This is a genomic window from Thermococcus sp. 101 C5, from assembly GCF_009372125.1.
Classification (GTDB): domain Archaea; phylum Methanobacteriota_B; class Thermococci; order Thermococcales; family Thermococcaceae; genus Thermococcus_A; species Thermococcus_A bergensis.
This window is the reverse complement of the sequence record NZ_WHIZ01000057.1, coordinates 1-13,037: the sequence shown is the minus strand read 5'-3', so window position 1 is coordinate 13,037 and position 13,037 is coordinate 1. Positions and strand designations below refer to the sequence as shown.

Sequence of the window (13,037 nt, the reverse complement as noted above, 5' to 3'; positions counted from 1 at the left end):
AGTTTGAGGTTGGGTTATCTGCATGTGACTTTCGGGCCGAGGAACAGTGTTGAGCGCTGGTTTAGGACGTTGAAGGAGAGGACGAAGCGTTTCTGGAATAATTTCAGGGGTAAAGACTGGAGGAGGGTTCATAGGTTTGTTTTTCTGTTTGCCTTCTGGTATAATTTTGTCAGAATTCATTCTAGTTTTGGTGATCCGCCTGGTGATGTTACTGAATGGCTTCAGGAGGTGATGCCCCAGTTATCCTAACAGTATCCGCAGATGCTACCAAACCTTTATATAGGCATCACTGAATATTATTAAATGGCGGCGGACTAGGCCGGGGGGTTCGGCGTCCCCTGTAACCCGAAACCGTCGATATGCGGGGGCCGAAGCCCGAGGGGCGGTTCCTAAATCCAGCGGCGGAAGCCGAGAGGAGCCATGAGCCCCTGTCCCACGGGGCCGGCGGTGGGGGAGGTGGAGCTGAAGGGCTCCGCTAACTCCCTTTGCCCGCCGAACCCCGCAAGGCCCGGAAGGGAGCAGCGGTAGGCGGGACGTTCGGCGCTCGTGGGGTAGCGGGGGCGAGCAAGTCTCGGTGGAAGCCGCTGGAGGAGGGTTCCCACCCTCGGGCGCGTCCGCCGCCGTAAGAAACTTTTTAATATGCGGAAGCACTCAAACAAGGTTTGTTATTTTAGAGTAAACAATATAGCAAACTTTGGCGAAATTTTTGAATATTTAGCTAAATGATCAGAAACGTCCACTCCATTACTCGGCTTTCTTTTGACTAAAGGAGCTCATAAAGCTATGGTTAGAAAGTAAGAACTTATGAAAAAAGAAGCGTAACAAATTAACACTAGTAAAAGGAAAAATTTATAAATACTAAGATGTTAAATTCATACGCAAAAACTGTTTGAGGTGTTGTCAAGTGGAGTGGAAACCACTGTCAATAGTCTTGCTAGGGTTGTTAATTGCTGGAGTTGTGAAAGTATCAGCTTCCGACTGTAGGAATTACTTATGGGCACCAAGTTACGTGGGGGATCTATACATCTGGTATGACTCCCCAACTGGCCAGTATGTGGAAGTAGAACAATGGTTTAAGTGGGACGATCAACACCTCCAAGCATTTAATGAACTTGGTGCCTATTATCAATACGAAATAAGACGAGATAAGGAAGTATGGGATTACTGGAATCCAGATGCTTGTTCAGCTGGATATAATTACCCAGTGGGATCTTACTGGACAAACTTACCTAACCCAACAGATATGTGGACAGAGGAACAGGATTGTGGTGGAGATGAGGAATTTGAACTAAAACTTAGGGACAAATCCAGCCTTATAGCTAATTACTACTACTATGTACATGTTGAGTTCTTTAGAGATGTAGAAAATAGAGCTTCAACATACGTTACTGTGCAAAGTGAATCGGAGTATTGTGTGTCAGTACACTGGGCATTACCATACTGTTATAGTCTTGATGATCCTAATCGTGGTTTTGATTGGTGTACCATGGGTAATAGTAAAACAGTGATTGCTTGAGGTGGTTGAAATGAAAAAGAGCATAGTTTTTGGATTGATTAGCGTTATTCTCCTGCTCGGCTCAGCATTTACAGTTAGTATAAGCACTACTCAAGAAAAGACTAGTTCTTGTTCTCTAGTGGTTCCTGATAAGGCAGAGCCTTATAAGGTAAAAACTGGTAGTGAATTGCTTATTATCCATGGCTCCACTGCTGGTGTCGTCCCTGTGATTGGGAATAAAACTGAACTTCTCCAGTTTGTTCAGCAGAATAAAGAAAGGTTAAATGCTCTTAAGAATGGTGAGATTGTTAGTGCCACAATAACTTTTAAGAGACCATTAAGGAAATATGAAGTTCTAAGGCTCTTAGGAAATAATGTCAAGATTATTGCGGTGAGGTACAAGTCATATCCAGAGGGTATCGGTCAGATGCCTTATCCAATGGAAGTTGAAGAATCAGAAAGGCTTATGAAGCTTGAGGAGCATTTGAGAAAAGAACTTAAGGAAAAGAATGGCATTAAAGACTTCAAGCTAATTGAAGGATTCATTTCCGCTAAAGTTATTGCCCCAAAGGAAGAATTAGTGAGGATTGCTAATTTAAAAGATGTCCTTGACATCAATGTTGGACCAAGAGATGTAGCAGAAAAACATGGAGTTAAGAGCATGCTTATCGAAGACATTTGGTGGGAATACGAAAAATACATCCTAAAAGAGAATAACAAATAAACTCTCCTTCCTTGTTTTTAATATTATAACACGAAATAAAATGTCTGAAATTAGGTGGGCATATCAGGGGGATGATTGATGAAACGGGATAGTTTGCCAAAAAAATTTACTAGTATTATCGCTGTATCGCTGATTCTTATTGGAATTTATTGTATTGTTATGACTTATTATTCAATTGACTTTGAGCAAGCTGATGCAGATGAGTTCGGATGGTTCCTAATAACTATTGGCGTTCTCCTCATGTTTTCATCGTTTACTCTTGAGACTTGGATTGCAAAAATAGTCTCAACACTTATTTTAGGTTTAGTTGGTCTAATTGGTCATCCCTCTCTTAACAGTCTTTCACGATTGTTTAGCAAAGAGCCTCCAGCACTCCCAAATTTGATTGTGGACCTTACTTTTACCTTACTCTTCCCGATTACAGTTCTCACAATAATCCTGCTTTGGATTCCTTCAATAGCTGAACTCGCAAATTGGACGAGGAGAAACATTAGGAAATAGCCTAATTGAGGTAAAACCTTATAACTCTCTACTTCTTTTGCTCTTTAGGTGTAAAAAATGCTGAGTGTTAAAGTTGCTAAGCTTAAGCTTGAGAATCCTCTCATCTTAGCTTCTGGCGTCGCAGATATGACTCCTGATTTGCTTAGGCGAGCACACAAGGAAGGTGCTGGGGCCGTTGTGACAAAATCAATTGGTATCGAGCCGAGAAAAGGCTACGATAATCCTACAATAGTTGAGCTTCCTTATGGCTTAATCAACGCTATGGGACTTCCAAATCCCGGCTGGGAAGCTTTTTATGAGGAATTCAAAAACGAGGAATTTGATTTTCCTGTGATAGTTTCAATCTTTGGAAAAGATGAGAGGGAGTTTGCATTCTTAGCTGAAAAGCTAAGCGAAGTTGCAGATGCCTTTGAGCTTAATTTAAGCTGTCCTCATGCTAAAGGGTATGGCATGGAAATTGGGCAAAATCCAGAGATGGTGTATAAGGTCGTCAAAGCCGTTAAAGATGCAACGGATAAACCAGTAATAGCAAAGTTGACTCCAAACATTGATGATATAGCAAAAATTGGACTGGCAGCAGAAAAAGCTGGTGCTGATGCTGTCTCTGCAATAAATACTATCAAAGCTATCGCAATTGATATCTATGCAAGAAAACCAATTTTAAGCAACAAATTTGGTGGTTATTCTGGGCCGGGAATTAAGCCAATTGCTTTAAGAGCTGTGTATGATTTGGCAAAAGCTCTGGACATTGACATCATCGGAATTGGAGGAATAACAACGTGGCAAGATGCCCTCGAGTTCTTAATGGCAGGTGCAAAGGCTCTGCAGATCGGAACTGCTGTCTCCTTGAGAGGATTTAGTGTATTTAAAGAAATTAACGAAGGAATAGGGAGATTTTTAAATGAGGAAGGGTTTAATAGCATAGATGAGATAATAGGAATAGCTTTGGAGGGATAAAAATGAAAAGAGCAGTTGTCTTGTTTAGTGGTGGTTTAGATTCAACAGCTTGCTTATACTGGGCAAAGAAAAATTACGATGAAATTATCATGCTAACCATAAACTACGGTAGCAATGAGGAGAAGGTAACCAATAAGGTAGCGGAGTTTTTTTCAAAGGAGCTCAACGTTCCACTCAGGATTGTCAGACTCGACTTTTTAGAAGAGTTTTCCAAGCTTAGAGGGACTACATTAGTTGGGGGAGAAACTCCGAAAGTCACTGCAAAGGATTTAGAGAGCACAGAAGTTGCTAAAGAGACAGCAAAGAGCGTCTGGGTCCCAGCAAGGAATTTGGTGTTAATATCTGTTGCCGCTTCGCTTTTGGACGCCCTTGGGGGAGGAGACATTGTGGTAGGCTTCAACGCAGAGGAAGGAGCGACTTTCCCCGACAATACACCGGAATTCGTTGAGAGAATGAACGAGATGCTGAAATATGGAACCATGGCGGAAGTAAGGGTAGTTGCCCCTCTCATAAACCTCGACAAAAAGGGCATAGCAAAACTGCTGAAAGAGCTTGGTGCAAAGTACGAGTATTCCAATTCGTGCTACATGCCTCAGGGTTTCACAGAAGACGGAAAGCCCATTCACTGTGGCGAATGTGAGAGCTGTGTTCGGAGGCACAGGGGACTTATTGAATCCATTGGGGAAGACAGAACCATCTATAAAGTTAAGCCCAAAGTATAACTTAAAACTTATACCTGCGAAAGTTAAAAGTGGAGGTTCAGAACTCCACCCTCTTTTTCACGATTTCTTCCGGCTTGATCACGCTTATTCCGGTCTCTTTTCCAAGAACCTCGACCCAGATGTACCAGTCGGGGGTTGTAAGGTCCACTTTAGCCTTTAGCTCTTCTTTTATTTTTGCTCCGAGCTCTATTTCTATCTCTTTCCCTGATGAGATCCAGCTTCCCCTTCTCTTGCATCTAACTGCAAAACTGTCCCCCTCTTTGATGTATTCCTTTGCAAGCCGAAAAGCCTCTTCAAGGATTTTCTCCTTTTTACTCTCCACGAACTTATCTATGGGGATTACCTTGAAGATAGCCGTCGTGTCGAATTCTCTGATTCTCTCAAGGGCTTCCTCTTTGCTCAAGGGAGTTCTAGCTATCAGCACTCCTCTCCACTTTGTTCTTCTTACTCTTGCCGCTCCAAGTGCCCATTCTAGTTCAAGGGCAGCATCTCCTTCTCTTCCACCGGGTACGGTTACAAGTAGCGTTGCCATTTTCTTCACCCCTATGGACAAACTTATATATTCCCCCGCCTAAAACCTAAACTTGGTGGGTAAAATGGAAAGGCAGAGCACACTTAAAGTTTATTCCCCTCCATCTTATGAAGTCTACGGTCTAGCGAAAAATCCCTTTGAACAGCTGGCAAGTGAGGGCATAGAGGATGTGGAAAGCATCCACGTTTATCAAGAGGTGGATATGCGTCTCTCGATGATAATCTCAGAAGTAGTTGGGAATAAGAGCTCAATAGCATTTTCTCTGGTTGGCCCGTTTGGAATGGGAAAAACACAGAGGCTTAAAAGTATATACAAAGCAATATTACAACAAGGGGGAAAACCAATCTACGTTAAAGTTGACACAAACGACATTTTGAAGCTCACGAGAGACATTTTTAACGGACTGAAGCCTCCCAAAACAAGAACCAACATCTTTTTTGAGAACCTTTCAAAGAAAATTGGCTTTGTAGATAGGCTCGAAAAAATGCTCTCCTCAACCAAAGAATATAAGTCAAGAGATATTGCAGAGATGCTCACAAAGGAGCTCAGCAGGTATTCCTATTCCGCCCTCCTTCTTGACGAGCTGGAAAACATACAAACGGCAAGCGAGGAGGATAAGATTCTATTTTTTGAGATGCTCAGGCATTTTATAAGCAACATGCCTCCTGGCTGTATCTTTGGTTTTGTATGCATACCGGAGACATATGAGGAATACACCAAACTTTTCCCGGCATTCTTTATGAGGCTCCACTATGAGTTCAAGCTCAGACCCATGAGCTTGGAAGAGACATTTGAGCTTGTCAAGAAGAGGCTCAACAAGGTTAGAATAAGGGACACGGACGACCCCATATACCCGTTTACGGAAGAGGCTATAAGGCTAATCCACGAGCTTGCAAAGGGCAACCCAAGGCAGATTCTAAGACTTTTGCACTATGTTTTAAGCGAGGCCAGCAAGCACAAGTTCGATCCGATAGATGATTACGTAGTCACAACGATTCTGGAAGAACCCAAGAGCCTGGAGGAGTACCTAACAAGAATTCCCAAGGACTACAGAGACCTTGTGGAGGTTATAGTTCACAAGTTCAACGGTGGGCCTGTGAGCTATATCCAGGTTGCAAAAGAAGTCAAAAAGCCAGGGGCTCAGGTGTATGAACACCTTGAAGAGCTCATACGGCTTGGATTCCTGGTGGGCGATCCAAAGGGCAACTATAAAGTGCCAGAATACGTTAGAAAATTCCTAGAAGAGCAGAAGGAGGGTGAGGAGTGAACTACGAAGGGCACGTGCTTAGCGGCATCTTAACCTATCCTCTTGCTGTCCTCCTTGCATCTTTTTTGAAGTATTATGCAAACATCCCCTTTGAGCTTACCGCACTTTCCATGATACTGGGATATGGGGTCTATGTTTTGGGCTCTGACCTACCTGACCTTGACCACCCAGGGGCCCTTATACACAGGGGAGCTAAAGCGATAGTGGCTGTAATGGTCGGCAGTGCGGTTTTTGTTAAAGGCGGAACTTTTCTATCGTTTGGAGACGAAATACTGGATTTAACCGTTAGATGGCTTGTAGCGGGGTTATTTGCCTTTGGGTCGTGGTATGCATTCTCAGCCATGATGCCCAGGCACAGGGGAGTTGTCCATTCCCTAGCCTTTGCACTTCTCTATGGAGCTCTGGTTTTTGCAGCCTTTGGGTATGGTCTTGGGTTTAATTTTGGAGAGGCACTGTTTATTGGGTTTGCCGCATTTTGGGGGTACTTCCTCCATCTGATAGTTGACCGTGAGGTGAAGGTAATTTAGTTCCCAAATCTGTCCCATAATGTTTTTAAGTATTCAACCAAAAGTTATAAACCGGAGGTGTGGGACATGTTTAGCTTGGGTGGACTTTCACAAGCTGTTGATGAGAAGAAAACATGGGATGTTCTGATAATAGGAGCTGGCCCAGCAGGTTTTACCGCAGCAATATATGCTGCACGCTACGGACTGGAGACTCTTATCATCTCAAAGGACATAGGTGGAAACGTTGCCCTTACCGACCTCATTGAGAACTACCCCGGATTCCCCGAGGGGATAAGAGGTGCAGAGCTCGCCAGCAGAATGCACGAGCAAGTAAAAAAGCTTGGAGTACCAATAGTTTTTGATGAAGTTGAAACAATAGACCCCGCCGAGTGTGCATACTACGAAGGCCCGTGCAAGTTCCAGGTAAAGACAAAGAACGGCAAAGTTTACACTGCCAGAACAGTCATAATAGCCGTTGGAGCAGAGCCGAGAAAGCTTAGAGTTCCAGGCGAGGATAAGTTCTACGGAAGAGGAGTTAGCTACTGCGCAACCTGTGACGGCCCTCTCTTCAAGGGCAAAGATGTGATAGTGGTAGGAGGGGGCAACACGGCACTGCAGGAAGCTCTATACCTAAAAGAAATAGGCGTCAACGTTACCCTCGTCCACAGGAGAGACCAGTTCAGAGCGGACAAAATACTTCAGGACAGATTCAAGAAAGCTGGAATACCCGCACTCTTAAACACAGTTGTCGTTGAGATAAAGGGCGACCAGAAGGTCGAGAGCGTAGTGCTGAAGAACGTGAAGACCGGCGAAGTGTTCGAGAAGAAGGTCGATGGTGTGTTTGTCTTCATAGGCTACGAGCCCAAGACGGATTTTGTTAAGCACCTCGGCATTACCGATGAGCAGGGCTACATTCCTGTCGATATGTACATGAGAACAAAAATAAAGGGGATCTTTGCAGCGGGAGACATAACAAACGTCTTCAAGCAGATTGCAGTAGCCGTTGGGCAGGGAGCTATAGCTGCCAATTCCGCAAAGGAGCTTTTAGAAGAGTGGAAAACCAACGTAAATGAGGAATGATTTTTTCACCAAGTCCTTTTTTACAAACTTTTTTGGCATTTTTGTTGCATAACTAAGGATTAATTCCTGTTGTTTTCGAAACTTTTTCGGACAAAAAAGGATTCTAATGAGCATAAAATTATATAGGTGTAAAATATTCTATACATTGGTGAGCAAATATGGTGAAGGGACCCCAGGTTAAGGAAATTCCCGGGCCAAAAGCCAAGGAAATAATAGAGAGGCACCACAAATATATGGCAACCACAACAAACGACCCAAATGAATACTTCTTGGTTATAGAGAGAGCGGAAGGCAACTACTGGATTGATGTCGATGGAAATAGGGTTCTTGACTTCTCCTCAGGTATTGGAGTACTCAACGCCGGTCTTAGAAACCCGAGGGTTGTTGAGGCTTTGAAAGAACAGCTCGACAAATTAATCCACGGTGCTGGAACTGATTATTACAACCCCTATCAGGTGGCTCTTGCCGAAAAGCTTGACAGCATTGCTCCGGGCGACTTTGAGAAGAAGACCTTCCTTTCAAACAGCGGTACAGAAGCTAATGAAGCAGCCCTGAAGATAGCGAAGTGGTCAACCCAGAGAAAGCTCTTCATAGCCTTCATCGGAGCATTCCACGGCAGAACACATGGAACAATGAGCTTAACGGCAAGCAAGCCAGTCCACAGGTCAAGGATGTTCCCAACAATGCCGGGTGTTGAGCACGTTCCCTACCCCAACCCCTACAGAAACCCGTGGCACATTGATGGTTATGAGGAACCAGATGAACTAGTGAATAGGGTAATTGAATATATTGAAGATTACCTCTTTGACCACTATGTCCCACCGGAAGAAGTCGCAGCTTTCGTAGCGGAGCCAATTCAGGGTGAAGGAGGCTACATAGTGCCACCAAAGAACTTCTTCAAGGAGCTCAAGAAAGTTGCGGACAAGCACGGCATACTAATCATAGACGACGAAGTTCAGATGGGAATGGGAAGAACGGGTAAGATGTTCGCAATCGAGCACTTTGGAATTGCCCCGGACATCATAAGCCTCGCAAAAGCCCTCGGTGGTGGAGTGCCAATTGGAGCGACAATCTTTAGGAAGGATCTGGACTTTGGTGTCCCCGGAGTACACAGCAACACTTATGGCGGAAACGCATTGGCATGTGTGGCGGCATTAACGGTAATTGACGAGCTCGAAAATGGCTTGCTTGAAAACGCTAAAAAGCTTGAGCCACTGTTCAAAGAGAGGCTCCAGGAGATGTATGATAAATATGAAATCATCGGTGACGTCAGAGGGCTTGGCCTTGCGTGGGCTATTGAATTCGTAAAGGACAGAAAGACCAAAGAGTACGCAAGCAAGGAGAGAAACCAGGTTGTAGTTGAAGCTCTCAAGAGAGGTCTCGCAACCCTTGGCTGTGGAAAGAGTGCTTTGAGATTAATCCCACCGCTGACAATAGACGAGGAAGAGGCCAAGATTGGTCTGGACATTCTCGAAGAGGCTATAAAAACTGTTGTTGGTTGATTTTACTCCCTCTATTTTTCTCTTCTGCTTGACTCCTCTGCAGATGTTGAAGGTAAGGTTTTTAAGCACCAATTTCAAGTTTTAACTTGAAAAACTAACTAAAGTGGAGGGATGATAATGACCATGGAAGCACTCGCTCCATATGGTAAGTGGGTTTTAATAGTCGTCACTGTGCTTTACTTTGGCTACCTCTTCGTGCTCAAGAAGAAAGTTTTCGAAGCTGCGGTAGGTGTTGCTTTATCGGGCATAATGGCGGCTTTGGTAGCAGTAGTAACGATGATTATTCAGGTGCCCACACCCTTAACGAAGGGATATATCAACGTTGGAGACAGCATGGTAATGCTCGTGGCAGTCCTCTTTGGCCCTACAATAGGAGCATTTGCTGGCGGGTTTGGTTCTGCACTTGCAGATGTGATTACCGGTTACGCGCACTGGGCACCGTTCACTTTAGTTATAAAAGGAGTAGAGGGATTCGTTATTGGATACATAACGTCAAAGAAGGACGATTTCACAACAATTCTCCTAGCCACAATCCTTGGTGGAGTTCTAATGGTTCTGGGATACTTTTTAGTTGAGGTGTATTTTTATGGAGTGGGATACGCTTTAACATCCGTTCCCGGAAATACCCTTCAGGCAGTTACCGGAATTATTGTGGGCGGTGGAGTAGGACATATAATAAAAAGAAGAGTCAAAGACATGCTTGTATCGCTTCAAATCTAGAGTTTTCCAATTTCCCCTTCTTTCAATTTTCCGTGAAGTACTCACTGGGCTTTCTGTCTGGCTTCTTCCACGATTTTCACGCCGCTTGACGTGCCTATTCTATTTGCCCCTGCTTCTATCATTGCCATGGCCTGTTCGTAGGTTCTTATGCCGCCAGCAGCTTTTACTCCAAGCTTATCCCCTACAATCCTGCGCATTAGCCTTACGTCTTCGACGGTTGCTCCTCCCGTTCCAAATCCCGTTGAAGTTTTGACAAAATCCGCCCCGGCTTCCATGGCGAGCTTACAGGCTATCTCTTTTTCTTCGTCGGTGAGGTAGCAAGTTTCAATTATAACCTTCACTACAGCCCCTTTCTCATGGGCAACCTTTACAACCTCTGCTATGTCGTTTTTAACGTACTCATAATCTTTATCCTTCAGCGCTCCGATGTTGATGACCATATCAAGTTCATCCGCACCATCTTCGAGGGCTTTCTTTGCCTCAAAGACCTTTACCTCCGTGGGAGTGGCTCCAAGGGGAAAACCAATTACGCTCGCAACCTTGATACCTGTACCTTCGAGCTGTTCTTTTGCGAGCTTTACCCTGTATGGGTTGACACAAACTGCATAAAAGCCGTATTTCTTCGCCTCTTCGCAGAGCTTTATTATGTCCTCTTTGGTGGCGTAGGGCTTCAGGTTTGTGTGGTCTATATACTTCGCAATGTCCATACTTCTCACCTCACCGTTAGTTTGGCAGTGTTGTATTTTAGGGTTTCCACCCAAAAGGCTTTAAAATTAGCCCCCCAGTATCTTTCGGGATGTGAGATGGAAGAGTATATCATAACTTTTGGAGCCTTTGTCCTGGGACTGATTATGCTGATAAAAGGGAGCGACCTTTTTGTTGAGGCTGCCACAAGAGTCGCAAAAGGCTTTGGAGTTAGCGAGTTCATAATTGCCCTAGTGCTGGCCAGCGTTGCCACAACTCTGCCAGAGGTCACGACTTCTGCGATAGCTGCGTATCAAGGCTTCAGCGACATATCCCTCGGAAACGCTATAGGGAGTGCCCTGGCAAACATAGCTCTGATCCTGGGAGTGTCTGCCCTAATTATGCCCCTTGACGTGGATGAAATCGCCTGGAAGAATGCTCTTTTTATGATCGCCGTCACGCTCTACGCGTGGATTTTAATGAGGGATCTGGTAATTTCCAGAGCTGAAGGGCTTAGTTTGATTCTGATATATGCGGGATTTCTCTACTACCTCTACAAGAAGCACGTGACGCTGGAAGAAGTCCAAGAAGGCAGGGGAAGCCCCAAGAAAGATGTGCTGATTTTGTTTGCGAGCGGGCTTGTTGTTGTCCTGGGAGCGAGGCTTGTTGTTAACAGTGCCGTAAAAATCGCCACGGCCCTTGGGATTCCTGAAGTGGTTATAGGACTTACACTTGTTTCAATTGGAACCTCCCTCCCGGAGATGGCAAACTCATTAACCGCAACGCTGAAAAAAATCCACAACATAAGTGTTGGCAACGTTGTAGGAGCCAATATAATCGACATCCTCATGGTAATCGGCATCGCTGCTTTAATACGGCCGATAAAGGTGGATTACAGCATCTACTCATTTACAATGCCTCTGACGTTGCTCGTAATGGCAGTGCTCGCGATTTCTTTAAAGCTGAACAACAGAGTTGGGAGAAAAACAAGCGCAGTCCTCTTAGCTTTGTATGCTTATTTCCTCTACGCTAATTTCACATAACGCAGCATTCGTAAATAATCTCAACTTCCCTTATCTTTTTTGCCCATTCGATAACTTTTCTTGGAGGGTTTGTTATTCTGTCGATTCCCTCTGCTATGGCACCTCTATCAAACTCCAGCCTCCATTTCCCCATAGGCCTCATGCATCCAACGCTGAGCTCCCCATCAAATCTTTCTCGGGCGTATCTAATAACCTTTAGACTCTCCTCCACGGAGGGGGCCTTTACATTCTCCATTTCTGTCCCTCTCGTGGGAATAAGCACGTCGAGAACCAGGACGTCAATCGGGTACTCGACAAGCATGTCAATAGCCCTGTACTCCCACCAGACCTTTCCAAAGTCCAGCCCTATGGTTATGTGCGGTGCAACTCTGATCCCGTTTGACGTTAGGAGCTCCATTATCGCAAGGTAATCTTTGACACCCTTTTCTATCTTATACACCCTCCTAATGACGTCATCGTCCCCAACAAAATCAAGGGAGACTACATCAACGTGCTTTATCCACTCCAAGTCCTTCTCCTCTATAAACCCTATATGGGCATTGAGCTTTAGCCCCGTTTCTTTCTTTATCCGTTCTATCTCCGAAGAATAACGGTCGAGGGGTACTTTCAGCCTTGAGTCCATCCCACCGCTTAGAAGACAGCCTTTGTATCCCTCTTTCTCAAGGGATTTGCAGTATTCAACGAGGCTCTGCTTTGTTACCTTTTTCATCCCCTCGAGATAGTGCTTTCCGCAGTGGGCACAGTTTAGGGTGCAGTAGCTTCCAGTAAGGGAAATAGAAGGGAAAGAAATTCCCGGTATGTAAACTTTGAGCTTTTTCAAGAGAATCACTCCTCATCAACGCTTGCATCTATTCTCTCTACGTCTTCGATAATGTCCTCCTCTTCTTCTTCGAGAAGGAACTGCTCCTCAAGCTTCTCTTCAAGACTGATCTTTTTCTTTTCTTTCATGGTCAGCTTCTCCGCCTCAGCCACCATATTTAAAAGCACCGCTGCAAGCCTGGCGGCTGTCTCCGTCCTCATTGAAGCCTTTGCCTCAACATCTTCGTTGTGGATTATCATGCTTATGTTTGCCGGTCTAAAGGTCCCCTGCTGGTCTATGTATGCATCCCACAGACTTAGGGCAATGTACTTATCCTTGCTCCCCATGTAAATTCTTATTGTGTATCTCGGCTTATTTGCCATTAAACTCCACCGATTGTTGCTTGTCTATTAACAATAAAAGTCTTTTGGGGCGTGTTTAGTTTCACCCCCTGTTATTTAAACAGTATTTGACTCTGAGGAGGATTTTCAGACCATAACACATT

The 13,037-nt window shown here is 44.6% G+C and carries 15 protein-coding genes, 1 other RNA gene and 1 pseudogene; 13 read left to right on the top strand and 4 right to left on the bottom strand.

Going from position 1 to position 13,037, the window contains the following annotated elements:
* The 7 genes and pseudogenes from GBV73_RS08620 to queC form a co-directional block, all read left to right on the top strand.
* Positions 1 to 249: pseudogene (locus GBV73_RS08620) on the top strand (IS6 family transposase); the annotation flags it as partial.
* A 58-nt stretch (positions 250 to 307) separates the two neighbouring features.
* An RNA gene (gene ffs, locus GBV73_RS08615) (signal recognition particle sRNA) lies at positions 308 to 620 on the top strand.
* A gap of 284 nt (positions 621 to 904) precedes the next feature.
* Positions 905 to 1,516, top strand: a complete 612-nt coding sequence (locus GBV73_RS08610; protein ID WP_152880758.1) for a hypothetical protein — start codon at positions 905 to 907, stop codon at positions 1,514 to 1,516.
* A 10-nt stretch (positions 1,517 to 1,526) separates the two neighbouring features.
* Entirely contained in the window at positions 1,527 to 2,219 is a 693-nt protein-coding gene (locus GBV73_RS08605) for a hypothetical protein (RefSeq protein WP_152880756.1), read from the top strand.
* 78 nt (positions 2,220 to 2,297) lie between these two features.
* Positions 2,298 to 2,720: a hypothetical protein gene (locus GBV73_RS08600; protein WP_042699164.1), complete on the top strand. Its 423-nt coding sequence runs from the start codon at positions 2,298 to 2,300 to the stop codon at positions 2,718 to 2,720.
* 57 nt (positions 2,721 to 2,777) lie between these two features.
* Entirely contained in the window at positions 2,778 to 3,677 is a 900-nt protein-coding gene (locus GBV73_RS08595) for a dihydroorotate dehydrogenase (protein ID WP_042699163.1), read from the top strand.
* Between the two features lie 2 nt (positions 3,678 to 3,679).
* Positions 3,680 to 4,399 carry a 7-cyano-7-deazaguanine synthase QueC gene (gene queC, locus GBV73_RS08590; RefSeq protein ID WP_152880754.1) on the top strand — a complete coding sequence of 240 codons (720 nt, stop codon included), beginning with the start codon at positions 3,680 to 3,682 and terminating at the stop codon, positions 4,397 to 4,399.
* Between the two features lie 37 nt (positions 4,400 to 4,436).
* Here queC and GBV73_RS08585 read toward each other — a convergent pair whose 3' ends face one another.
* Complete coding sequence (locus GBV73_RS08585; RefSeq protein WP_042699157.1) at positions 4,437 to 4,931, bottom strand: THUMP domain-containing protein; 495 nt, start codon at positions 4,929 to 4,931, stop codon at positions 4,437 to 4,439.
* A 64-nt stretch (positions 4,932 to 4,995) separates the two neighbouring features.
* Between GBV73_RS08585 and GBV73_RS08580 the strand changes: the two genes are divergently transcribed.
* The 5 genes from GBV73_RS08580 (at position 4,996) to GBV73_RS08560 (ending at position 10,006) form a co-directional block, all read left to right on the top strand.
* Complete coding sequence (locus GBV73_RS08580; RefSeq protein ID WP_152880760.1) at positions 4,996 to 6,198, top strand: ATPase; 1,203 nt, start codon at positions 4,996 to 4,998, stop codon at positions 6,196 to 6,198.
* The gene (locus GBV73_RS08575; RefSeq protein WP_371717068.1) at positions 6,195 to 6,725 is read left to right on the top strand and encodes a metal-dependent hydrolase; all 531 of its coding nucleotides are present in this window, start codon (positions 6,195 to 6,197) and stop codon (positions 6,723 to 6,725) included. Before GBV73_RS08580 ends, GBV73_RS08575 begins: the two co-directional genes overlap by 4 nt.
* 66 nt (positions 6,726 to 6,791) lie before the next feature.
* The gene (trxB, locus tag GBV73_RS08570; protein WP_152880752.1) at positions 6,792 to 7,784 is read left to right on the top strand and encodes a thioredoxin-disulfide reductase; all 993 of its coding nucleotides are present in this window, start codon (positions 6,792 to 6,794) and stop codon (positions 7,782 to 7,784) included.
* Between the two features lie 158 nt (positions 7,785 to 7,942).
* The gene (locus GBV73_RS08565; RefSeq protein WP_042699139.1) at positions 7,943 to 9,286 is read left to right on the top strand and encodes an acetyl ornithine aminotransferase family protein; all 1,344 of its coding nucleotides are present in this window, start codon (positions 7,943 to 7,945) and stop codon (positions 9,284 to 9,286) included.
* Positions 9,287 to 9,403: 117 nt separating this feature from the next.
* Positions 9,404 to 10,006, top strand: coding sequence for an ECF transporter S component (locus GBV73_RS08560; protein WP_042699137.1), 603 nt, complete (start codon positions 9,404 to 9,406; stop codon positions 10,004 to 10,006).
* Between the two features lie 41 nt (positions 10,007 to 10,047).
* Here the strand turns inward: GBV73_RS08560 and deoC are convergent, their stop codons facing one another.
* Positions 10,048 to 10,713 carry a deoxyribose-phosphate aldolase gene (deoC, locus tag GBV73_RS08555; RefSeq protein ID WP_152880750.1) on the bottom strand — a complete coding sequence of 222 codons (666 nt, stop codon included), beginning with the start codon at positions 10,711 to 10,713 and terminating at the stop codon, positions 10,048 to 10,050.
* Between the two features lie 96 nt (positions 10,714 to 10,809).
* Here deoC and GBV73_RS08550 point away from each other — a divergent pair, with 96 nt between their 5' ends.
* Entirely contained in the window at positions 10,810 to 11,733 is a 924-nt protein-coding gene (locus tag GBV73_RS08550) for a calcium/sodium antiporter (RefSeq protein WP_152880748.1), read from the top strand.
* Here the strand turns inward: GBV73_RS08550 and GBV73_RS08545 are convergent.
* Positions 11,726 to 12,553 (bottom strand): radical SAM protein, encoded by an 828-nt coding sequence (locus GBV73_RS08545; protein ID WP_152880746.1) that lies wholly within the window; start codon positions 12,551 to 12,553, stop codon positions 11,726 to 11,728. The two genes, GBV73_RS08550 and GBV73_RS08545, sit on opposite strands and share 8 nt — an antisense overlap.
* Before the next feature lie 5 nt (positions 12,554 to 12,558).
* Entirely contained in the window at positions 12,559 to 12,915 is a 357-nt protein-coding gene (locus tag GBV73_RS08540) for a hypothetical protein (protein ID WP_152880744.1), read from the bottom strand.
* Between the last annotated feature and the right edge of the window lie 122 nt (positions 12,916 to 13,037).

Excerpts from the sequence above, each read along its gene's own strand:
- GBV73_RS08605 (WP_152880756.1), top strand. The coding sequence starts at position 1,527 with ATGAAAAAGAGCATAGTTTTTGGATTGATTAGCGTTATTCTCCTGCTC.
- GBV73_RS08595 (WP_042699163.1), top strand. The coding sequence starts at position 2,778 with ATGCTGAGTGTTAAAGTTGCTAAGCTTAAGCTTGAGAATCCTCTCATC.
- GBV73_RS08600 (WP_042699164.1), top strand. The coding sequence starts at position 2,298 with ATGAAACGGGATAGTTTGCCAAAAAAATTTACTAGTATTATCGCTGTA.
- GBV73_RS08540 (WP_152880744.1), bottom strand. The coding sequence starts at position 12,915 with ATGGCAAATAAGCCGAGATACACAATAAGAATTTACATGGGGAGCAAG.
- deoC (WP_152880750.1), bottom strand. The coding sequence starts at position 10,713 with ATGGACATTGCGAAGTATATAGACCACACAAACCTGAAGCCCTACGCC.
- GBV73_RS08580 (WP_152880760.1), top strand. The coding sequence starts at position 4,996 with ATGGAAAGGCAGAGCACACTTAAAGTTTATTCCCCTCCATCTTATGAA.
- GBV73_RS08585 (WP_042699157.1), bottom strand. The coding sequence starts at position 4,931 with ATGGCAACGCTACTTGTAACCGTACCCGGTGGAAGAGAAGGAGATGCT.
- GBV73_RS08565 (WP_042699139.1), top strand. The coding sequence starts at position 7,943 with ATGGTGAAGGGACCCCAGGTTAAGGAAATTCCCGGGCCAAAAGCCAAG.
- trxB (WP_152880752.1), top strand. The coding sequence starts at position 6,792 with ATGTTTAGCTTGGGTGGACTTTCACAAGCTGTTGATGAGAAGAAAACA.
- GBV73_RS08560 (WP_042699137.1), top strand. The coding sequence starts at position 9,404 with ATGACCATGGAAGCACTCGCTCCATATGGTAAGTGGGTTTTAATAGTC.
- GBV73_RS08550 (WP_152880748.1), top strand. The coding sequence starts at position 10,810 with ATGGAAGAGTATATCATAACTTTTGGAGCCTTTGTCCTGGGACTGATT.
- queC (WP_152880754.1), top strand. The coding sequence starts at position 3,680 with ATGAAAAGAGCAGTTGTCTTGTTTAGTGGTGGTTTAGATTCAACAGCT.